We start from the raw sequence: 18,809 nt of genomic DNA on the forward strand, positions 1-18,809 counted from the left end.
GACCAATGTCTGACAGGCAGATCAAGGGGATTCTGGGCACGAAGCTCGGCATGACCCAGGTCTTCGACGACCAGAACCGGGTCATCCCGGTGACCGTCGTGCAGGCCGGGCCGAACGTGATCACCCAGATCCGGACCCCCGAGAAGGACGGCTACGCCGCCGTGCAGCTGGCGTTCGGCGCCATCGACCCCCGCCGGGTGAACAAGCCGCGTGGCGGCCACTTCACCAAGGCCGGTGTCACCCCGCGCCGCCACGTCGTGGAGCTGCGCACCGCGGATGCCGGCGAGTACGAGGTCGGCCAGGAGATCAGCGCGGACCTCTTCGAGGCAGGCGCGGTGGTCGACGTGGTCGGCACCAGCAAGGGCAAGGGCTTCGCGGGCACCATCAAGCGGCACGGGTTCCACCGTCAGCCGATGAGCCACGGTGCTCAGGCGGTGCACCGCAAGCCGGGTTCCATCGGCGGCTGCGCGACCCCCGGTCGCGTCTTCAAGGGCATGCGGATGGCGGGGCGGATGGGTACCAACCGCGTCACCACGCAGAACCTGAAGGTGCACAAGGTCGAGGGCGACAACGGCCTGCTGCTGATCAAGGGCGCCGTGCCCGGCCCCAAGGGCGGCCTGGTGCTGGTTAAGAGCCCCGCGAAGGGTGGTGCGTGATGAGCTTGACGCTCGACGTCCGTACCCCGGACGGCAAGACCGACGGCACCGTTGAGCTGCCGGCCGAGATTTTCGACGCGCAGGCCAACGTGGCACTGATGCACCAGGTCGTCGTGGCCCAGCTGGCCGCGGCTCGCCAGGGCACGCACGCCACCAAGACCCGCGGTCAGGTCTCCGGCGGCGGCAAGAAGCCGTACCGGCAGAAGGGCACCGGTAACGCCCGTCAGGGCTCCATCCGCGCCCCTCAGTTCGCCGGCGGTGGCACCGTCCACGGCCCGCAGCCGCGGGATTACACCCAGCGGACCCCGAAGAAGATGGTGAAGGCCGCCCTGCGCGGTGCCCTCTCCGACCGGGTTCGCGCCGGCCAGCTGCACGTGGTCACCGGCGTTGTCGGCGGCGAGCAGCCGTCCACCAAGTCGGCCAAGACCGCGCTGCGGAACTGGACCGAAGCCAAGAAGGTTCTGGTCGTGCTCGACCGCCACGAAGAGCAGAACTCGTGGCTGAGCCTGCGGAACCTGCAGAACGTGCACCTGATCGACCCGGGTCAGCTGAACACTTACGACGTGCTCAACAGCGACGACGTTGTGTTCACCAAGGCCGCCTACGACCGTTTCGTCGCAGGTCCGGCCAAGGGCCGGTCGGTCAAGGCCGCCGCTTCTTCCGCTGAGGAGGCAGAGCAGTGAGCGCCGACCCCCGGGACATCATCCTCAAGCCGGTGATCTCCGAGAAGAGCTACGGACTGCTGGAGCAGTCGCAGTACACCTTCTTGGTGGACCCGCGCTCGAACAAGACCGAAATCAAGATCGCCATCGAGCAGATCTTCGACGTCAAGGTCGCCAGCGTCAACACGATCAACCGCAACGGCAAGCGCAAGCGCACCCGCACCGGGTTCGGCAAGCGCAAGGACACCAAGCGGGCCATCGTCACCCTGACGCCGGAGAGCAAGGCGATCGAGATCTTCGGCGGTCCGGCCGCCTGACGGTGCTGATTAGGACGAGGTTGCTTTAGAAATGGGCATTCGCAAGTACAAGCCGACGACGCCTGGCCGTCGTGGCTCGAGCGTGTCCGACTTCGCCGAGATCACCCGGACGGAGCCGGAGAAGTCGTTGATCGTCCCGCTGAACCGCAAGGCGGGCCGCAACGCTCAGGGCAAGATCACCACGCGGCACAAGGGTGGCGGTCACAAGCGGGCCTACCGCTTGATCGACTTCCGCCGCAACGACAAGGACGGTGTGCCGGCCAAGGTCGCGCACATCGAGTACGACCCGAACCGCAGCGCTCGGATCGCGCTCCTGCACTACGCCGACGGCGAGAAGCGATACATCATCGCGCCGAACGGTGTGAAGCAGGGCGACCCGGTCGAGAGCGGCGCTCGGGCCGACATCAAGCCGGGTAACAACCTGCCGCTGCGCAACATCCCCACCGGTACCGTGATCCACGCGATCGAGCTCCGCCCCGGTCAGGGCGCGAAGATCGCTCGCTCGGCCGGTGCCCGGGTGCAGCTGGTGGCCAAGGACGGCCCGTACGCCCAGCTGCGGATGCCTTCGGGTGAAATCCGCAACGTGGACGCGCGCTGCCGTGCCACCGTCGGCGAGGTCGGCAACTCGGAGCACGCCAACATCAACTGGGGCAAGGCCGGCCGCATGCGGTGGAAGGGCAAGCGCCCGACCGTCCGCGGTGTCGTCATGAACCCGGTGGACCACCCGCACGGTGGTGGTGAGGGCAAGACCTCCGGTGGTCGCCACCCGGTCAACCCGAACGGTAAGCCGGAGGGTCGTACCCGTCTCCGCAAGCCGAGTGACAAGCTCATCGTCCGCCGCCGGCGTACCGGCAAGAAGCGCTGAGCAGGGAGGTAAGCAAACATGCCACGCAGCCTGAAGAAGGGCCCGTTCGTGGACGACCACCTGCTCAAGAAGGTGGACGCGCTTAACGAGTCGGGCAAGAAGACCGTGATCAAGACCTGGTCCCGTCGGTCGACGATCATCCCGGACATGCTGGGCCACACCTTCGCGGTGCACGACGGTCGCAAGCACGTCCCGGTGTTCGTCACCGAGGCGATGGTGGGGCACAAGCTGGGCGAATTCGCCCCGACCCGCACTTTCAAGGGCCACGTCAAGGATGACCGGAAGTCGCGCCGCCGCTGAGCGGGTCTGTGACACGAACGAGTAAGAGCAAGGGGTAGCAGGATGACAGCCCGTTCCGACTCCACTGCCGCGGAAGCCCCGCGGGCAGTGGCGCGGGCCCGGTTCGTCCGCGTGTCGCCGATGAAGGCGCGGCGCGTGGTCGAGCTCATCAAGGGCCGGAGCGCCAGCGATGCCCTGGCTGTGCTTCAGTTCGCGCCGCAGACCGCCAGCGGTCCGGTGTCGAAGGTGCTCGCCAGTGCGATCGCCAACGCGGAGAACAACCTTTCCCTCGATCCCGAGACGCTGGTCGTGAACCACGCGTACGTGGACGAGGGTCCGACGTTGAAGCGGTTCCGGCCGCGCGCGCAGGGTCGTGCGTACCGGATCCGGAAGCGGACCAGCCACATCACGGTCGAGGTCGAATCTCGGCCCGCGGTGACCAAGTCCCGAAAGAGCCAGAAGGGGAGTGCCCGGTAGTGGGTCAGAAGATCAACCCGCACGGCTTCCGACTCGGCATCACCACGGACTGGAAGTCTCGCTGGTACGCCGACAAGCAGTACTCGGAGTACGTCGCGGAAGACGTCAAGATCCGCCGGCAGCTGTCTCGCGGGATGGAGCGCGCTGGGATCTCGAAGGTGGAGATCGAGCGCACCCGTGAGCGCGTCCGCGTGGACATCCACACCGCCCGGCCGGGCATCGTCATCGGCCGCCGCGGTGCCGAGGCGGACCGCATCCGCGGTGCGCTGGAGAAGTTGACCGGCAAGCAGGTCCAGCTCAACATCCTCGAGGTCAAGAACCCCGAGGCGGACGCCCAGCTCGTCGCACAGGGTGTGGCCGAGCAGCTGTCCAACCGCGTGTCCTTCCGGCGCGCGATGCGCAAGGCCATTCAGTCGGCCATGCGCTCGTCGCAGGTCAAGGGCATCCGGGTGCAGTGCGGCGGACGTCTGGGTGGCGCGGAGATGTCGCGCTCGGAGTTCTACCGCGAGGGTCGCGTCCCGCTGCACACGCTGCGCGCGGACATCGACTACGGCTTCTTCGAGGCCCGCACCACCTTCGGGCGCATCGGCGTCAAGGTGTGGATCTACAAGGGCGAGCTGGTCGGTGGCCTGAAGCAGAAGCAGCAGGAGTCCGAGGTCCGTCCGCCGCGCGGCGGTGGCAACGACCGCAACGAGCGTGGTGGCCGCGGTGACCGCGGTGGCCGTCGTCGTGGCGGTGCGGATCGCGGTGAGCGCGGTGCAGCTGACAAGTCCGCCAAGGCCGAGACCAAGGCCGCGGAGGGCGAGCAGCCGCAGGCTGCGCCGGCTGAAGAGAAGACGGAGGGCTGAGACGTGCTCGTCCCACGCAGGGTGAAGTGGCGCAAGAGCCACGCGCCGAAGCGTAAGGGCTTCGCCAAGGGTGGCACCCGGATCAGTTTCGGCGAGTACGGCATTCAGGCGATCGAGCACGGCTACGTGACCAACCGGCAGATCGAGTCGGCGCGTATCGCGATCACCCGGCACGTCAAGCGTGGCGGCAAGGTGTGGATCAACATCTTCCCGGACCGCCCGCTGACCAAGAAGCCGGCCGAAACCCGTCAGGGTTCCGGTAAGGGTTCGCCGGAGTCCTGGGTCGCCAACGTCAAGCCCGGACGCATCATGTTCGAGCTGACCTTCCCGAACGAGAAGACGGCGGTCGAGGCGTTGACTCGTGCGGCGCACAAGCTCCCGATGAAGTGCAAGATCGTGTCCCGCGAGGGTGGTGACTTCTGATGGCAGCGGGTGTCACCGCATCCGAGCTCCGCGAGCTGGACAACGAGGAGCTCGTGCAGCGGCTGAAGGAATCGAAGGAAGAGCTGTTCAACCTCCGGTTCCAGATGGCCACCGGTCAGCTGCAGAACAACCGGCGGCTGCGCGTCGTCCGACAGGACATCGCCCGGATCTACACCATCATGCGCGAGCGCGAACTGGGCCTGACGGTTAACCCCGAAGGCGCTGAGGAGGGCGCGGCATGAGTGAGAAAGGACAGGGCGTGGAGCGCAACAGCCGCAAGGTGCGCGAGGGCTACGTCGTCTCGGACAAGATGGACAAGACGATCGTGGTCTCCCTGGAAGACCGCAAGAAGCACGCCCTCTACGGCAAGGTCATGCGTCAGACCACCAAGGTCAAGGCGCACGACGAGGCCAACTCGGCCGGCGTCGGTGACCGGGTGCTGCTGATGGAGACCCGGCCGCTGTCGGCCAGCAAGCGCTGGCGACTGGTCGAGGTCGTCGAGAAGGCCAAGTAACGAACACCAGTGAACCGGCCGGTCGCCGGCAAGATCAGCGGCCGGCCGTTTCGCTCGTGGTAGTTGACCGCGCGTGTCAGGTCGGCAATTTGGCACGCCAGAGTGTGTCCGGACATGAGGTTCGGGCACTTAGGGTCAGGAGTCATACGTGATCCAGCAGGAGTCGCGACTTCGCGTCGCCGACAACACCGGGGCCAAGGAGATCCTCACGATCCGTGTCCTCGGTGGGTCGGGTCGGCGCTACGCGGGCCTCGGGGACATCATCGTGGCGACCGTCAAGGAAGCCATCCCCGGTGCCGGAATCAAGAAGGGCGATGTGGTCAAGGCCGTCATCGTCCGCCAGAAGAAGGAGAAGCGTCGCGCGGATGGTTCGTACATCCGGTTCGACGAGAACGCCGCCGTCCTGGTGAAGCCGGGTGGCGAGCCGCGAGGCACCCGCATCTTCGGGCCGGTGGCCCGAGAGCTGCGCGACAAGAAGTTCATGAAGATCATCTCGCTCGCGCCGGAGGTGTTGTGATCATGAAGATCAAGAAGGGCGACACGGTCGTCGTCATCTCCGGTAAGGACAAGGGCGCCAAGGGCAAGGTCATCCAGGCCATGCCGGCGGATCAGCGGGTCCTGGTCGAGGGCGTCAACCGGATCAAGAAGCACACCAAGGTCTCCCGGACCGAGCGTGGCGCGCAGTCCGGCGGCATCGTCACCCAGGAAGCCCCGATCCACGTGAGCAACGTGATGGTCGTGGACTCGGACGGCAAGCCGACCCGCGTCGGTCACCGCATCGACGAGGACGGCAAGAAGGTTCGCGTCTCGCGCCGCAACGGTAAGGACATCTGATCATGACTACTGCTGAGAAGATCGTCCCCCGGCTCAAGACCCGGTACCGCGAGGAGATCCGCCAGGCCCTGAACGAGGAGTTCAACTACTCCAACGTGATGCAGGTGCCGGGCGCGGTCAAGGTCGTGGTCAACATGGGTGTTGGCGACGCCGCGCGGGACAGCAAGCTGATCGAGGGCGCGGTTCGCGACCTCACCTCCATCACCGGCCAGAAGCCCGAGATCCGTCGGGCCCGCAAGTCCATCGCGCAGTTCAAGCTGCGCGAGGGTCAGCCGATCGGCGCGCGGGTGACCCTGCGCGGCGACCGCATGTGGGAGTTCCTGGACCGCCTGGTCACCATCGCGCTGCCGCGAATCCGTGACTTCCGCGGTCTCTCGCCGAAGCAGTTCGACGGCAGGGGCAACTACACGTTCGGCCTCAACGAGCAGTCGATGTTCCACGAGATCAACCCGGACAGCATCGACCGCCCGCGGGGTATGGACATCACCGTCGTTACCACTGCCACCAACGATGTCGAGGGCCGGGCGCTGCTGAAGCACCTGGGCTTCCCGTTCAAGGAGAACTGAGCGATGGCGAAGAAGGCGCTGGTCATCAAGGCGGCCCAGAAGCCGAAGTTCAAGGTTCGCGGCTACACCCGCTGCCAGAAGTGCGGGCGTCCGCGCTCCGTGTTCCGCAAGTTCGGCCTGTGCCGCGTTTGCTTCCGCGAGATGGCGCACGCGGGCGAGCTGCCCGGCGTGAGCAAGTCTTCCTGGTGAGCACTCGCCTGCTTCGGGGTCCCGGTTGCCCGGTCTGATCCGGCGACCCTTACCCTGAAGCAGGCGCTACCAGGGCTGATGCCCACGCTCCGCACGCGAGCCGTGCTTGCGCACGACTGAACAGGGCCCCGTCACCGTGGCGGGAGACCCCGAACTTCGTCCAGGCCAGAGTCCAGACGCTCACCCTCCGGGTGGGTCGTGGTCCGGGCTCATCGGAACCAGACGAGAAAGGTTGAGCAGGTCATGACGATGACCGATCCGATCGCAGACATGCTGACGCGTCTGCGCAACGGAAACTCGGCATACCACGACGAGGTCGTGATGCCGCACTCCAAGCTGAAGGCGAACATCGCCGAGATCCTCAAGCGGGAGGGCTACGTCGCCGGCTCCCGCGTCGAGGACGGGGAGACTCACAAGAACCTCGTCGTCGAGCTGAAGTACGGCCCGAACCGCGAGCGGAGCATCGCGGGCCTGCGCCGGGTCTCCAAGCCCGGTCTGCGGGTCTACGCCAAGTCCACGAACCTGCCCAAGGTTCTCGGTGGTCTGGGCGTCGCCATCATCTCGACCTCCGGCGGTCTCGTGACCGACCGGCAAGCCATGAAGAAGGGCGTGGGCGGGGAAGTCCTCGCCTACGTCTGGTAAGGGAGGAGGAGCGGCTATGTCGCGCATCGGAAAGCTGCCGATCACCGTCCCCTCCGGCGTCGAGGTGAACATCGACGGCCAGGCGGTGACCGTGAAGGGCCCCAAGGGCGAGCTTGCTCACCAGGTCCGCGAGCCGATCGTCGTCGAGAAGGACGAGGACGGCGCGGTGCTGGTCAAGCGCCCCAACGACGAGCGGGAGAGCCGGTCGCTGCACGGGCTGACCCGCACTCTCGTGAACAACATGGTGATCGGCGTCAGTCAGGGATACCAGAAGGACCTGGAGATCATGGGCGTCGGTTACCGAGTGCTGCAGAAGGGATCGAACCTCGAGTTCTCCCTCGGCTACAGCCACACCATCGTGATCGAGCCGCCGGACGGCATCCAGTTCGCGGTCGACGGCCCGACCAAGCTCTCGGTCAAGGGCATCGACAAGCAGCTGGTCGGCGAGATCGCGGCTCGTATCCGCAAGCTGCGCAAGCCCGACCCGTACAAGGGCAAGGGTGTCCGGTACGCGGGTGAGACCATCCGCCGCAAGGTCGGAAAGACGGGTAAGTGACCATGAGCGAGACAGCTACCAAGCGCAAGCCGGTTGGCAAGGACATCTCGACCAAGCGTCGGCTCGCCCGCGCCAAGCGTCACACGCGCCTCCGGAAGAAGATCCTGGGCACCGCCGAGCGCCCGCGTCTGGTCGTCACCCGGTCGCTGCGCAACATCACCGCGCAGGTCATCGACGACACCAAGGGCCACACCGTTGCGTCGGCCACGAGCCTGGAGTCCGAGCTCCGCGGCTTCGAGGGTGACAAGAAGGCCATGGCCACCAAGGTCGGCGAGCTCGTCGCCGCCCGTGCCAAGGACGCCGGTGTCGAGAAGGTCGTGTTCGACCGCGGCGGCAACGCCTACCACGGTCGCGTGGCCGCTCTGGCCGACGCCGCCCGTGACGGCGGACTGGAGTTCTGACAAGTGCGTAAGAACGAGACTGGAAGGGACGCCTGATGCCTGGACGCACTCGGCGTGAAGGCGGCGGGGAGTCCGGCGGCAAGGACCGCCGGGACCGCCGCGACGGCGGCCGTGGCGGGGCGGCCCAAGAGAAGACCCCGCAGTTCGAACGTGTCGTGACCATCAACCGCGTCGCGAAGGTCGTCAAGGGTGGTCGGCGCTTCAGCTTCACCGCGCTGGTCGTCGTCGGCGACGGCGACGGCATGGTCGGTGTCGGCTACGGCAAGGCCAAGGAAGTTCCCGCGGCCATCGCCAAGGGCGTCGAGGAGGCGAAGAAGAACTTCTTCCGCGTCCCGCGCCTGGGCGGCACCATCACGCACCCGGTGCAGGGTGAGGACGCCGCCGGCGTCGTGCTGCTGCGTCCGGCCAGCGCCGGTACCGGTGTCATCGCCGGTGGTCCGGTGCGCGCGGTGCTGGAGTGCGCCGGTGTCCACGACGTGCTGAGCAAGTCGCTGGGCTCGGACAACCCGATCAACATCGTGCACGCCACGGTGGACGCCCTCAGGCAGCTGCAGCGTCCGGAGGAGGTCGCGGCTCGCCGTGGCCTGCCGCTGGAAGATGTCGCTCCGGCGTTCATCATGCGTGCGCGTGCCGCCGGGACGGGGGTCTGATCGTCATGGCACAGCTCAAGATCACTCAGGTGCGCGGGCTGGTCGGCTCGAAGCAGAACCAGCGCGACACCATGCGCAGCCTCGGCCTGCGCAAGATCCGTCAGTCCGTGGTTCGCCCGGACGACTCGAACGTGCGCGGCATGGTCAATGCCGTCCGTCACCTGGTGACGGTCGAGGAGGTCGACTGACATGGTCATCAAACTGCACGACCTGCGTCCGGCCCCTGGCGCCAAGCGCGACAAGATCCGCGTCGGCCGCGGTGAGGGCTCCAAGGGCAAGACCGCCGGCCGCGGTACCAAGGGCACCAAGGCCCGCAAGACCGTCTCCCCTCGTTTCGAGGGTGGGCAGATGCCGATCCACATGCGGCTCCCGAAGCTCAAGGGCTTCAAGAACCGCTTCCGCACCGAGTACCAGGGTGTGAACCTCGGCAAGCTGGCCCAGGCGTTCCCCGAGGGTGGCACCGTCGGTTTCGACGAGCTCGTCGCCAAGGGCCTGGTCAAGAAGAACGAGCTGGTGAAGATCCTCGGCGACGGGGACCTGGAGGGCGTCAAGCTGGACGTCACCGCTCACGCCTTCACCGGCAGCGCTCAGGAGAAGATCACCGCCGCTGGCGGCTCGGTCACCAAGCTCGAGCGCTGATCCAGTTCAGGAGAAGACCCGCCATCCAACCGGGATGGCGGGTCTTCTGCTCTCTGGTGATTCCCACAAATTCACGGACGCGATACGGTATGCGTCCAGGGGATCACCCTTGGCAGTTCACTTAGCCGCATCGCGACTTCCGCACGGCGACATGTCCGAATCCTCGGGCACCTCTTCAGCCGAACAAGATCCACCGATGAGTTTCAAGCGAAGGTGGGTTCGCGCAGCGGCTCTTCGATGGTGTCGGCCCCATCGCAGAACTCCCTAGCTTTATCGACGCCGTTCCACCCGGACGGCGCTGGTAGATCGAGGGAGGAGCGACGGCAAATGCGACCACGACAGGCGGGACGGCGTGCCGTCCTGGTGATCGTCGCGGTGTTGGCCGCGGTTGTCCCGGGAGCAGCGGTGGCCCAAGCCGGCGGGCAGGTGGCCCCGAAACCGGATTCGCACTGCAGCTATCACTTCAGCACCGGCGAGGTCCTGTGCTTCAAGACGCTGGCCGAAGCCACCGCGCAGTCGAGGGACGCGCGTGGGGACGTCATCCAGGCGACGTTGTTCGCCGACCCCGACTACGGCGGTGCCAGCTTCACCGTCTACGGCTCCGGCATGTGCGAGAAGGACGGTGTCGTCAACTTCCAGATCAACCTGCCCGACGACTGGAAGGACGTCGTCTCGTCGGTTCAGCCGTGGGGCGGCTGCTGGATCTGGCTGTACCCGGAGCCAGACCTGGGTGGCGAGCGCGACGGGCCGTTCAAGGAGAACACGCCCGACGTCGGTTCGATGCTCAACGACCGCACCCAGTCCGTCGGTCTGAGCTGAGGGGGATCTCGCCATGCGAGCACGAACGATCCGGACCCTGGTGGCGTCGGCGAGCGCGTTCGGCGCGCTGGTCGTGCCCGGCACCGCCCACGCGACCGCTGAGAGCGCGGGTGTCGTCAACGCGCGGGGCGTCAACGCCGCCGAGGAGCCGACGGTCCGCGAGCTGCTGGAGAAGTGCGACAACGGCACCGACAGCTGCGTCTTCCACCCGGCCGGCGAGCCCGAGCACTTCACCGCGGACACCAAGCAGGTCGGCGACCCGGTCTACAACTGCACCCCGGATGACCAGCGCCACAGCGTCTCCTGGTCGGACACCACGTCGCAGAGCAACAGCGTCGGCTTGTCGATGACCACCGAGGCAGGCTTCGGCAAGGTCTTCGCCGTCAGCTACGAGCAGACCTTCCAGCACACCTGGGAGGAGTCGCACACCGAGTCGCAGACGACGTTCGTCGACACCGGCTCGCACCAGGTGGGCTGGGTCGAGCGGGCCGCCCAGATGCAGAAGGTGCGCGGCACCTACGAGCTGCACTTCGAGGACAAGTTCCACGACCACTACATCTGGTACGTCAACGACTTCGAGGCGACCGGTCCTGCCCAGGACTCGTCGACCGCGGTCAGCCAGCACTCCCGCGACATGACCCGAGAAGAAGTGGACGCCTGCCCGTGACCGCCCACCAGGCCTGACCCGGTCACCCTGGGTCCCCGGTCGCGGCGGTGGTCCGGGGCCTGGGCGGCCGTAGTCCGGGCACCGGCAACGACCGTCGTCCGGTTCTCGGGTGCGGGGTTGTCCGGTTGGTCTTCAAGTTGATCGAGAGGAACTCGATGATGAAGCGCATCGCGGTGAGCTGCGTGTCGGCGATCGGGGCGGCTCTGCTGCTGGCCCCGCCCGCCACGGCGGCCGATGAGCCCACGGTTCGCGAGCTGCTGGAGAAGTGCGACAACGGCACCGACAGCTGCGTGTTCCACCCCGAAGGCGAGGTGGAGTACTACCAGAACAGTTCAGAGGCGGTCGGCTCTCCGGTGTTCAACTGCACCGACAAGGAGCAGATGATGAACGTCGCCTGGTCCGACAGCACCGCGGAGAGCAACAGCGTGGGGCTTTCGATGAGCACCAGCTTCGGCGAGGTGTTCAAGGTGACCTTCAAGGCGACCTACGGTCACGAGTGGCGGTCCGAGCACACCGAGTCGCAGACCACCTTCATCACCGTGCGTCCCGGTGAGGTCGGGCAGGTCTACCACGGTCCGAAGATGCAGAAGGCCAAGGGAACCTACGAGCTGCACTTCGAGGACAAGTTCTACGACCACTACATCTGGTACGTCAACGACTTCGAGGCCAGCGGCCCGGCCGACGATCAGGGCGGGACGGTCACCCAGTCCACCCGGGCGATGACGGAGGAAGAAGAGCAGGCCAACTGCGGTTGACCCTCGAGTGATCGTCGATCTTCGACAACACCGCAGGTCAAGCTGGGAATAACGGCAACCGCGCCGAGGAGGGCGCGGTTGCCGCTGCTTGGCGGCGATGTTGCGAAACGTTGATCGTCGTGGAGGTTCGGTCGCTGTCCGTATCCACCTCGCGGCCTGCTAAAGTCGCGCGGTAGTGCCGTGGGTGACCACGGCCTTGTCCATGGAGTTTCCCGCCGTGCCGGCTGGCGAAGCCGGCCGCTTGTTTTCCGGCCGGTTCCGACCGGTTCGCGTACAGGAGGTTCGCGTGCTCGGCGCCTTCCGCTCGGCTCTGGCAACGCCGGACCTGCGCCGCAAGATCCTGTTCACGCTGGGAATGGTGGTGCTGTACCGCCTCGGTGCGACGATTCCGTCGCCCGGTGTGTCGTACCCCAACATCCAGCAGTGCATCGAGCAGATTCAGGGCAGCGGCGCTCAGAGTGTCTACTCGCTCCTCACCCTCTTCAGCGGCGGTGCGCTGCTGCAGCTGTCGGTGCTGTCGCTGGGCATCATGCCCTACATCACGGCGAGCATCATCATCCAGCTGCTGCAGGTGGTCATCCCTCGCTTCGAGCAGCTGAAGAAGGAAGGCCAGTCCGGCCAGGCCAAGCTCACCCAGTACACCCGGTACCTCACCATCGCCCTGGCGGTCCTGCAGGGCACCGGCATCGTCGCGCTCGCGGTGCGCGGGCAGCTGTTCCAGGGCTGCTCGGTCTCGCCGATCCCGGACGACTCGGTGCTGAACCTGATCACCATCGTGGTCGTCATGACCGCCGGTGCGGCCGTCCTGATGTGGATGGGCGAGCTGATCACCGAGCGCGGCATCGGCAACGGCATGTCGCTGCTGATCTTCGTCTCGATCGCCTCGCGGATCCCCGCCGAGGGCGGCAACATCCTGACCTCGCACGGCGGCTTGGTCTTCGCCATGGTCTGCCTGTTCGCGGTCGCGATCATCGCCACCGTGGTGTTCATCGAGCAGGCGCAGCGCCGGATCCCGGTGCAGTACGCCAAGCGCATGATCGGCCGCAGGATGTACGGCGGCACGTCCACGTACCTGCCGCTGAAGGTGAACCAGGCGGGTGTCATCCCGGTCATCTTCGGTTCGTCGCTGCTGTACCTGCCGCAGCTGATCGGTCAGCTGGCCGGCAACCAGGACAGCTGGTGGGCGCGCTTCCTGCAGACCTACATCGTCGATCCGGCCAGCTGGGTGCACATCCTGCTGTACATGCTGCTGATCATCTTCTTCGCCTACTTCTACGTGTCGATCACGTTCAACCCGGAAGAGCGGGCGGACGACATGAAGAAGTTCGGCGGGTTCATCCCCGGTATCCGCCCCGGTCGCCCGACCGCGGAGTACCTGAGCTTCGTGCTCTCCCGCATCACCCTGCCCGGCTCGCTGTACCTGGGCATCGTGGCCATCTTGCCGATGTTCTTCCTGGGCCTGACCGGTGGTCAGGGTCAGAACCAGAACTTCCCCTTCGGCGGCACCGCCGTGCTGATCATGGTCAACGTGGGTCTGGACACCGTGAAGCAGATCGAGAGCCAGCTCACGCAGCGCAAGTACGAGGGCTTCCTCAGGTAAGGTGGAGCGCCCGGGCGTGTGCTGCACACGCCCGGGCCAGCGTGCTTGCCCTTGCGCGGACTTCCGCATGGGTGTGTTCGCCCGCCCTCGTCCATGCGTAGGGTGGTTGGGATCGCAGCGCCGTCGGTACGGGGCGGTGCCGCGTAGCTCGTCAGCAGTTGGCGCGCGATGGTGAGGATTCGGAGGCAGACCCTTGGTGCGATTGGTTCTCGTCGGCCCGCCTGGTGCCGGTAAGGGTACCCAGGCGGCTGTGCTCAGCGAGAAGCTCGGTGTGCCGCACATCTCCACCGGAGATCTGTTCCGCGCGAACATCGGCAACTCCACGCCGCTCGGCCAGAAGGCCAAGAGCTACATGGACGCCGGTGAACTGGTGCCGGACGAGGTCACCAACGAGATGGTGCGCGACCGCCTCGGCGACGAGGACGCAGCCCCCGGCTTCCTGCTCGACGGTTACCCGCGCAACACCGCTCAGGCCGAGGTGCTCAGCGGCATGCTCGGCGAGAAGGACCTCGCGCTGACCGCGGTCGTGCAGTTCGACGTCCCGGAGGAGGAGCTGGTCAAGCGCATGTTGGCGCGCGGCCGCTCGGACGACACGGAGGACGTCATCCGCCGCCGTCTCGCGGTGTACCACGAGGAGACCGAACCGATCCTGGGCTACTACCGGGACAAGGTCATCAAGATCGACGCCATGGGCTCGATCGAGGAGATCACAGGCCGCGCGCTGGAAGCGCTGCGCAGCCACCAGTGAGCAATTGGCGCGGCCGGTCACCGATGGTGGCCGGCCGCCGCATCTTCCTCGCCGGGCGCGAACCGGCATCGTCCAGCAATACTTCGAAGGTGAGTGCCTTGTTGCGTCGGGGTAAGGGCATCGAGCTCAAGTCGCGCGGTGAGATCGATGCGATGCGAGCCGCCGGACTGGTCGTCGCGCGTGCGCTGGCGGCCGTCCGCGAGAAGGCCGTACCGGGTGCGAGCACCGGTGAGCTGGACGCGATCGCCGAGCAGGTCATCCGCGATGCCGGTGCGGTGCCCTCGTTCAAGGGATACCACGGCTTCCCCGGTTCGATCTGCGCTTCGCTGAACGAGAAGGTCGTGCACGGCATCCCGTCGGTGCGCGAGGCCGTCTCCGAGGGAGATCTGCTGTCGGTCGACTGCGGCGCGATCCTCGACGGCTGGCACGGCGACTCCGCCGTCACGCTGGCCATCGGTGAGATCAGCGAAGCCGACCGCGCGCTCTCGGCCGCGACCGAGGCGTCCATGTGGGCGGGCATCGAGAAGGTGCGCGCGGGCAACCGCCTCACCGACATCTCGCACGCCGTGGAGACCGCCGCGCTGTCGGCGGCTGCGACCGACGGCCGCGACTACGGCATCATCGCCGAGTACGGCGGCCACGGCATCGGCACCCAGATGCACATGGAGCCGTTCCTGCCGAACCTCGGCAAGCCGGGCCGCGGCCCGAAGCTGCGGGTGGGCATGGCGCTGGCGGTCGAGCCGATGCTGACCGGCGGCACCGCCGAGACCGAGGAGCTCGACGACGCCTGGACCGTCGTCACCGCTGACGGCTCCCGCGCAGCCCACTGGGAGCACACGGTCGCCATCACCGAAGACGGCCCCTGGGTCCTCACGGCCCCGGACGAGGCCTGAGCCCTCAGCTCTTGGGGCGGCGGCAGGCGTAGACGCGCGCCGGCGGCACGTTGCGCCAGACGGCGCTGCGGGGGAACACCTCGTCGAAGGTGTCGTCGAGCGCTCCGATGAACTCCTTGGTCTGCGCGCGCCAGAGCGTCGTCAGGTAGGTGACGGTGGTGAACACCCCGCCGGGGGTCATCACCGCGGCGGCTTCGTGCAGCAGCTCGCGCTGCTTGTCGCCGGGCAGCAGCGTCCACGGGATCGAGCTGATCACCGCATCGACCCTGTCCACGCCCGCGTCGGCGAGGAGTTTGCGCAGGTCAAAAGCATCCCCGTGGATCACTTCCAGCCACGGTTTGGTGCGGTTGAGGTAGCGGACCAGCTCCGGATCGATCTCGACCGCCAGATGCCGCGATCCGGGTGCGACGCGCTCCCGGATGGGATCGCTGAGCGCACCGGTGCCGGGACCGAGCTCCAGCACCGTGCTGGGGCCGTGGCTGGGCACCACGTCGGCGACCGCGCGTGCCACGTGCTCCGAGGTCGGCAGCACCGCGCCGACCTTCGACGGGTTCTGGACGGCGCGGCCCACGAACATCAGGTACTCGCGTGACTTGCTCACGGCTCTCCTGCCCTCCCCGGGTTTGATGCCGCCCGACCGTAACCGGTCCGCAATCAGACCTCCACGTCGACCGAAACTCGGCCGTTTGCGAAGAAGTACCCGGTTGTCGGAATGCTCAGACCAGGGGACGGCGGCAGAAGTAGTGCAGGATGGGCGGGAAGTTGCGCCACGTCGTGTGGGTGAGGACCTCGTCGAAGGTCTCGTGCAACCGCTCGCGGAACCGGCGCGCGTTGCGGGTGCGTTCGGCGGGGAGGTATGTCAGGGCCGTGAACGCGCCGTTGGGCGTGAGCGCCTTGGCCGCCTGGTCGAGGATGTGCCCCTGGGCGTCGTCGTCCAGCAGGGACCACGGGATGCTGCTGATGACCGCGTCGACCTTGTCGATCCGGTGTTCGGCCAGCACGGACACCAGGTCCCCGGCGTCGCCGTGCACGACCTCCAGCCACGGCCTGTGCTCGCGCAGGTGCGCGACCATGTCGGCGCCGAGCTCGATGCCCAGGTGGCGGGCGTCCGCGGGCAACCGGGCGTGGATGCCGTCGGACAGCGATCCGGTCCCGGGGCCGAGCTCGACCACCACGGGGCTGCCGGTGCTGGGCACGACCTGCGCGACGGTAGCCGCCACGGCGGCGGAGGTGGGTGTGGCGGCGCCGACCATGCGCGGGTTGTGGACCGCGCTGCTGAGGAAGGTCCGGTATTCGGCGAGCTTGCCGGTCAACGCCTGCACCGGATTGCCGGTGGGCTGCTGCTGCGCTGTCACGCTGCTCCTCGGGTGTTTCCGGGGTGGGCGCGCCTCGACACCGGTGTCGAGGGTTCGAGTATGTGGTCGAAAGTAGTGAGGGCCCGAAGATCGGTGCAAGCCGCCGGTGGCGGCGGATGCGGTGTGAGCAGCCCCGATGTGTGGTGCTCATCGGGCTGCGCGTACGATGGACTATCGGCGCACGAGTGGCGCCGGTTCGTTGTGCCCGGAGTGTCCGTCCGCGCGACTCTGCTCAAGAGTATCCGGATCGGGTGGTCATCGGTATTTCGAATCGGAACCCGCGTGTGTTGGTCATGCGTGCCGGGGCCTCCGGCTCGTGTGGCAGGGGCTTTTGCCCCGCAAACCGTCACCGTCACGAAACGCGGAGGACATGGGCAAGAAGGACGGGGCCATTGAGGTCGAGGGTCGGGTGATCGAGCCGCTTCCCAACGCGATGTTCCGTGTCGAGTTGGAGAACGGCCACAAGGTCCTCGCACACATCAGTGGCAAGATGCGCCAGCACTACATTCGAATCCTCCCCGAGGACCGGGTTGTGGTGGAGCTCTCGCCTTACGACCTCTCCCGTGGGCGCATCGTCTACCGCTACAAGTGACCTCCACGGTGTCCGGGGAGACCTGGACACGCGTCCAACAGGAGAGCACGACCGTGAAGGTCCAGCCGAGTGTGAAGCGCATCTGCGACAAGTGCCAGGTCATCCGTCGTCACGGACGAGTCCTGGTGATCTGCGACAACGCCCGACACAAGCAGCGTCAGGGCTGACCGCAGACCACTGAGGTCGCAGCGAGCGGAAACAGAGAAGAACTCCCACGACCTGTCGGCTCGCGAGTTGAGCCGGCTGACCTCCGGGCCAGGCCGGGGCTCCGCACATCCCGTGCGGGGGCGGCGTGGGAGCAGACCTGGACTGATCTAAGGAGAAGGAGCCGACATGGCACGGCTCGTTGGCGTCGACCTCCCGCGCGAAAAGCGCATGGAGATCGCGCTTACCTACATCTTCGGGATCGGCAAGACCCGGGCCAAGGAGATCCTCTCCGGCACCGGTGTCTCCGCCGACGCGAAGCCGCGTGACCTCGACGACGAGCAGCTGACCAAGCTGCGCGACTTCATCGAGGAGAACTACCGGGTCGAGGGTGACCTCCGCCGCGAGGTCCAGGCCGACATCCGCCGGAAGATCGAGATCGGCTGCTACGAGGGTGTGCGCCACCGTCGTCACCTGCCCCTCAACGGGCAGCGGACGAAGACCAACGCGCGTACCCGCAAGGGGCCGAAGAAGACGGTCGCCGGCAAGAAGAAGGCCGGGAAGAAGTAAGCCTCGCTAGGAGAAAGCTGGAGCTATGCCACCCAAGGCTCGCGCTGGCGCCGTCAAGAAGGTGCGGCGCAAGGAGAAGAAGAACGTTGCCCACGGGCAGGCTCACATCAAGAGCACGTTCAACAACACGATCGTTTCGATCACCGACCCCACCGGTGCGGTGATCAGCTGGGCATCGGCCGGCCACGTCGGGTTCAAGGGCTCTCGCAAGTCCACCCCGTTCGCCGCGCAGATGGCCGCCGAGAACGCGGCCCGCAAGGCCGCCGAGCACGGCATGAAGAAGGTCGACGTCTTCGTCAAGGGTCCGGGTTCGGGCCGGGAGACGGCGATCCGCTCGCTGCAGGCCGCAGGCCTCGAGGTGGGCACCATCCAGGACGTGACCCCGCAGCCGCACAACGGCTGCCGCCCGCCGAAGCGTCGTCGGGTCTGAGCCGCGGGAAAGGAGTAAGGATCACCAATGGCTCGTTACACCGGTCCCGCGACCCGCAAGTCCCGTCGTCTCAAGGTTGACCTTGTCGGCGGAGACCAGGCCTTCGAGCGTCGCCCGTACCCGCCGGGGCAGCACGGTCGCGCGCGCATCAAGGAAACCGAGTACCTGCTGCAGCTCCAGGAGAAGCAGAAGGCCCGGTTCACCTACGGCGTGCTCGAGCGCCAGTTCCGCGCGTACTACGAGGAAGCCAACCGCCGCCCGGGCAAGACGGGTGAGAACCTCCTGCAGCTGCTGGAGAGCCGGTTGGACAACGTCGTGTACCGCGCTGGTCTGGCTCGCACCCGCCGCATGGCGCGTCAGCTCGTCAGCCACGGTCACTTCCTGGTCAACGGCAAGAAGGTGAACGTCCCCAGCTTCCAGGTCTCGAAGTGGGACATCATCGACGTCAAGCCGAAGGCCCTGGGCACCACGCCGTTCCTGATCGCCAAGGAGACCCTCGGCGAGCGCCCGGTTCCGGCCTGGCTCCAGGTCGTGCCCTCGAACCTGCGCATCCTGGTGCACCAGCGCCCGGAGCGCGCGCAGATCGACACCCCGGTCACCGAGCAGCTCATCGTCGAGCTCTACTCGAAGTGACGCGTCCCGCCGGCGGCCTTCCACGAGGTGGCCGCCGGCGGTCCGCAACCAGCGGTGGCGGTGCAGGAATCCGTCGCCGGCCCGC

Annotated in this window: 33 protein-coding genes; 31 read left to right on the forward strand and 2 right to left on the reverse strand. The window is 66.9% G+C overall.

The window, feature by feature from the left end; genetic code table 11:
* Nucleotides 1–5 precede the first annotated feature (5 nt).
* The 26 genes from rplC (at nucleotide 6) to map (ending at nucleotide 15,000) form a co-directional block, all read left to right on the forward strand.
* Nucleotides 6–656: a 50S ribosomal protein L3 gene (rplC, locus tag E1161_RS16885; RefSeq protein WP_132624356.1), complete on the forward strand. Its 651-nt coding sequence runs from the start codon at nucleotides 6–8 to the stop codon at nucleotides 654–656.
* Nucleotides 656–1,339 (forward strand): 50S ribosomal protein L4, encoded by a 684-nt coding sequence (rplD, locus tag E1161_RS16890; protein ID WP_132624358.1) that lies wholly within the window; start codon nucleotides 656–658, stop codon nucleotides 1,337–1,339. Before rplC ends, rplD begins: the two co-directional genes overlap by 1 nt.
* Nucleotides 1,336–1,635, forward strand: coding sequence for a 50S ribosomal protein L23 (gene rplW, locus E1161_RS16895; protein WP_093414194.1), 300 nt, complete (start codon nucleotides 1,336–1,338; stop codon nucleotides 1,633–1,635). The genes rplD and rplW overlap by 4 nt, the downstream gene beginning before the upstream one ends.
* A gap of 31 nt (nucleotides 1,636–1,666) precedes the next feature.
* On the forward strand, nucleotides 1,667–2,500 hold the full coding sequence (rplB, locus tag E1161_RS16900; RefSeq protein WP_132624360.1) for a 50S ribosomal protein L2: 834 nt from the start codon (nucleotides 1,667–1,669) through the stop codon (nucleotides 2,498–2,500).
* A gap of 18 nt (nucleotides 2,501–2,518) precedes the next feature.
* A complete protein-coding gene (gene rpsS / locus E1161_RS16905; protein WP_093414191.1) occupies nucleotides 2,519–2,800 on the forward strand; it encodes a 30S ribosomal protein S19 in 282 nt (93 codons plus the stop codon).
* A 42-nt stretch (nucleotides 2,801–2,842) separates the two neighbouring features.
* A complete protein-coding gene (gene rplV / locus E1161_RS16910; RefSeq protein WP_132624362.1) occupies nucleotides 2,843–3,256 on the forward strand; it encodes a 50S ribosomal protein L22 in 414 nt (137 codons plus the stop codon).
* Nucleotides 3,256–4,104: a 30S ribosomal protein S3 gene (gene rpsC / locus E1161_RS16915; RefSeq protein WP_132624364.1), complete on the forward strand. Its 849-nt coding sequence runs from the start codon at nucleotides 3,256–3,258 to the stop codon at nucleotides 4,102–4,104. Before rplV ends, rpsC begins: the two co-directional genes overlap by 1 nt.
* Before the next feature lie 3 nt (nucleotides 4,105–4,107).
* Nucleotides 4,108–4,527 (forward strand): 50S ribosomal protein L16, encoded by a 420-nt coding sequence (gene rplP, locus E1161_RS16920; RefSeq protein ID WP_132624366.1) that lies wholly within the window; start codon nucleotides 4,108–4,110, stop codon nucleotides 4,525–4,527.
* Nucleotides 4,527–4,769, forward strand: a complete 243-nt coding sequence (gene rpmC / locus E1161_RS16925) for a 50S ribosomal protein L29 (RefSeq protein WP_132624368.1) — start codon at nucleotides 4,527–4,529, stop codon at nucleotides 4,767–4,769. Before rplP ends, rpmC begins: the two co-directional genes overlap by 1 nt.
* On the forward strand, nucleotides 4,766–5,041 hold the full coding sequence (rpsQ, locus tag E1161_RS16930) for a 30S ribosomal protein S17 (RefSeq protein WP_132624370.1): 276 nt from the start codon (nucleotides 4,766–4,768) through the stop codon (nucleotides 5,039–5,041). Before rpmC ends, rpsQ begins: the two co-directional genes overlap by 4 nt.
* Nucleotides 5,042–5,189: 148 nt before the next feature.
* Nucleotides 5,190–5,558, forward strand: a complete 369-nt coding sequence (rplN, locus tag E1161_RS16935) for a 50S ribosomal protein L14 (protein ID WP_132624372.1) — start codon at nucleotides 5,190–5,192, stop codon at nucleotides 5,556–5,558.
* A gap of 2 nt (nucleotides 5,559–5,560) precedes the next feature.
* Nucleotides 5,561–5,875, forward strand: coding sequence for a 50S ribosomal protein L24 (rplX, locus tag E1161_RS16940; protein ID WP_132624374.1), 315 nt, complete (start codon nucleotides 5,561–5,563; stop codon nucleotides 5,873–5,875).
* 2 nt (nucleotides 5,876–5,877) lie between these two features.
* Nucleotides 5,878–6,441, forward strand: coding sequence for a 50S ribosomal protein L5 (gene rplE, locus E1161_RS16945; protein ID WP_132624376.1), 564 nt, complete (start codon nucleotides 5,878–5,880; stop codon nucleotides 6,439–6,441).
* 3 nt (nucleotides 6,442–6,444) lie between these two features.
* Nucleotides 6,445–6,630 carry a type Z 30S ribosomal protein S14 gene (locus E1161_RS16950; RefSeq protein ID WP_132624378.1) on the forward strand — a complete coding sequence of 62 codons (186 nt, stop codon included), beginning with the start codon at nucleotides 6,445–6,447 and terminating at the stop codon, nucleotides 6,628–6,630.
* A gap of 243 nt (nucleotides 6,631–6,873) precedes the next feature.
* The gene (rpsH, locus tag E1161_RS16955; RefSeq protein ID WP_132624380.1) at nucleotides 6,874–7,272 is read left to right on the forward strand and encodes a 30S ribosomal protein S8; all 399 of its coding nucleotides are present in this window, start codon (nucleotides 6,874–6,876) and stop codon (nucleotides 7,270–7,272) included.
* 16 nt (nucleotides 7,273–7,288) lie between these two features.
* Nucleotides 7,289–7,828, forward strand: coding sequence for a 50S ribosomal protein L6 (gene rplF, locus E1161_RS16960; protein WP_132624382.1), 540 nt, complete (start codon nucleotides 7,289–7,291; stop codon nucleotides 7,826–7,828).
* A 2-nt stretch (nucleotides 7,829–7,830) separates the two neighbouring features.
* Nucleotides 7,831–8,229 (forward strand): 50S ribosomal protein L18, encoded by a 399-nt coding sequence (rplR, locus tag E1161_RS16965; protein WP_165939829.1) that lies wholly within the window; start codon nucleotides 7,831–7,833, stop codon nucleotides 8,227–8,229.
* 35 nt (nucleotides 8,230–8,264) lie between these two features.
* Complete coding sequence (rpsE, locus tag E1161_RS16970; RefSeq protein ID WP_132624386.1) at nucleotides 8,265–8,879, forward strand: 30S ribosomal protein S5; 615 nt, start codon at nucleotides 8,265–8,267, stop codon at nucleotides 8,877–8,879.
* Between the two features lie 5 nt (nucleotides 8,880–8,884).
* Complete coding sequence (rpmD, locus tag E1161_RS16975; RefSeq protein WP_132624388.1) at nucleotides 8,885–9,067, forward strand: 50S ribosomal protein L30; 183 nt, start codon at nucleotides 8,885–8,887, stop codon at nucleotides 9,065–9,067.
* Between the two features lies 1 nt (nucleotide 9,068).
* A complete protein-coding gene (gene rplO, locus E1161_RS16980) occupies nucleotides 9,069–9,518 on the forward strand; it encodes a 50S ribosomal protein L15 (RefSeq protein WP_132624390.1) in 450 nt (149 codons plus the stop codon).
* 327 nt (nucleotides 9,519–9,845) lie between these two features.
* Nucleotides 9,846–10,337 carry a hypothetical protein gene (locus E1161_RS16985; protein WP_132624392.1) on the forward strand — a complete coding sequence of 164 codons (492 nt, stop codon included), beginning with the start codon at nucleotides 9,846–9,848 and terminating at the stop codon, nucleotides 10,335–10,337.
* Nucleotides 10,338–10,350: 13 nt separating this feature from the next.
* Complete coding sequence (locus E1161_RS16990; RefSeq protein WP_132624394.1) at nucleotides 10,351–11,004, forward strand: hypothetical protein; 654 nt, start codon at nucleotides 10,351–10,353, stop codon at nucleotides 11,002–11,004.
* A gap of 155 nt (nucleotides 11,005–11,159) precedes the next feature.
* Nucleotides 11,160–11,759, forward strand: coding sequence for a hypothetical protein (locus tag E1161_RS16995; protein WP_132624396.1), 600 nt, complete (start codon nucleotides 11,160–11,162; stop codon nucleotides 11,757–11,759).
* 286 nt (nucleotides 11,760–12,045) lie between these two features.
* Nucleotides 12,046–13,359, forward strand: coding sequence for a preprotein translocase subunit SecY (gene secY, locus E1161_RS17000; RefSeq protein WP_132624410.1), 1,314 nt, complete (start codon nucleotides 12,046–12,048; stop codon nucleotides 13,357–13,359).
* A 193-nt stretch (nucleotides 13,360–13,552) separates the two neighbouring features.
* Nucleotides 13,553–14,107 (forward strand): adenylate kinase, encoded by a 555-nt coding sequence (locus E1161_RS17005; protein ID WP_132624412.1) that lies wholly within the window; start codon nucleotides 13,553–13,555, stop codon nucleotides 14,105–14,107.
* Nucleotides 14,108–14,205: 98 nt separating this feature from the next.
* Nucleotides 14,206–15,000, forward strand: a complete 795-nt coding sequence (gene map, locus E1161_RS17010) for a type I methionyl aminopeptidase (RefSeq protein ID WP_165939830.1) — start codon at nucleotides 14,206–14,208, stop codon at nucleotides 14,998–15,000.
* Between the two features lie 4 nt (nucleotides 15,001–15,004).
* Here the strand turns inward: map and E1161_RS17015 are convergent, their stop codons facing one another.
* Both E1161_RS17015 and E1161_RS17020 read right to left on the reverse strand, forming a co-directional pair.
* Nucleotides 15,005–15,601: a class I SAM-dependent methyltransferase gene (locus E1161_RS17015; protein WP_235875091.1), complete on the reverse strand. Its 597-nt coding sequence runs from the start codon at nucleotides 15,599–15,601 to the stop codon at nucleotides 15,005–15,007.
* Nucleotides 15,602–15,716: 115 nt separating this feature from the next.
* A complete protein-coding gene (locus E1161_RS17020) occupies nucleotides 15,717–16,355 on the reverse strand; it encodes a class I SAM-dependent methyltransferase (protein ID WP_328591278.1) in 639 nt (212 codons plus the stop codon).
* A 370-nt stretch (nucleotides 16,356–16,725) separates the two neighbouring features.
* Between E1161_RS17020 and infA the strand changes: the two genes are divergently transcribed.
* From infA to rpsD, 5 genes are all read left to right on the forward strand, one after another.
* Nucleotides 16,726–16,947, forward strand: coding sequence for a translation initiation factor IF-1 (infA, locus tag E1161_RS17025; RefSeq protein WP_009948665.1), 222 nt, complete (start codon nucleotides 16,726–16,728; stop codon nucleotides 16,945–16,947).
* Nucleotides 16,948–17,000: 53 nt separating this feature from the next.
* A complete protein-coding gene (gene rpmJ / locus E1161_RS17030) occupies nucleotides 17,001–17,114 on the forward strand; it encodes a 50S ribosomal protein L36 (protein WP_010315372.1) in 114 nt (37 codons plus the stop codon).
* 166 nt (nucleotides 17,115–17,280) lie between these two features.
* A complete protein-coding gene (gene rpsM / locus E1161_RS17035) occupies nucleotides 17,281–17,661 on the forward strand; it encodes a 30S ribosomal protein S13 (RefSeq protein ID WP_093414155.1) in 381 nt (126 codons plus the stop codon).
* A 25-nt stretch (nucleotides 17,662–17,686) separates the two neighbouring features.
* Nucleotides 17,687–18,091, forward strand: coding sequence for a 30S ribosomal protein S11 (gene rpsK / locus E1161_RS17040; protein ID WP_093414154.1), 405 nt, complete (start codon nucleotides 17,687–17,689; stop codon nucleotides 18,089–18,091).
* Nucleotides 18,092–18,118: 27 nt separating this feature from the next.
* Complete coding sequence (gene rpsD, locus E1161_RS17045; RefSeq protein ID WP_132624414.1) at nucleotides 18,119–18,724, forward strand: 30S ribosomal protein S4; 606 nt, start codon at nucleotides 18,119–18,121, stop codon at nucleotides 18,722–18,724.
* Nucleotides 18,725–18,809: the final 85 nt, after the last annotated feature.

It is taken from the genome of Saccharopolyspora aridisoli (assembly GCF_004348445.1).
Classification (GTDB): domain Bacteria; phylum Actinomycetota; class Actinomycetes; order Mycobacteriales; family Pseudonocardiaceae; genus Saccharopolyspora; species Saccharopolyspora aridisoli.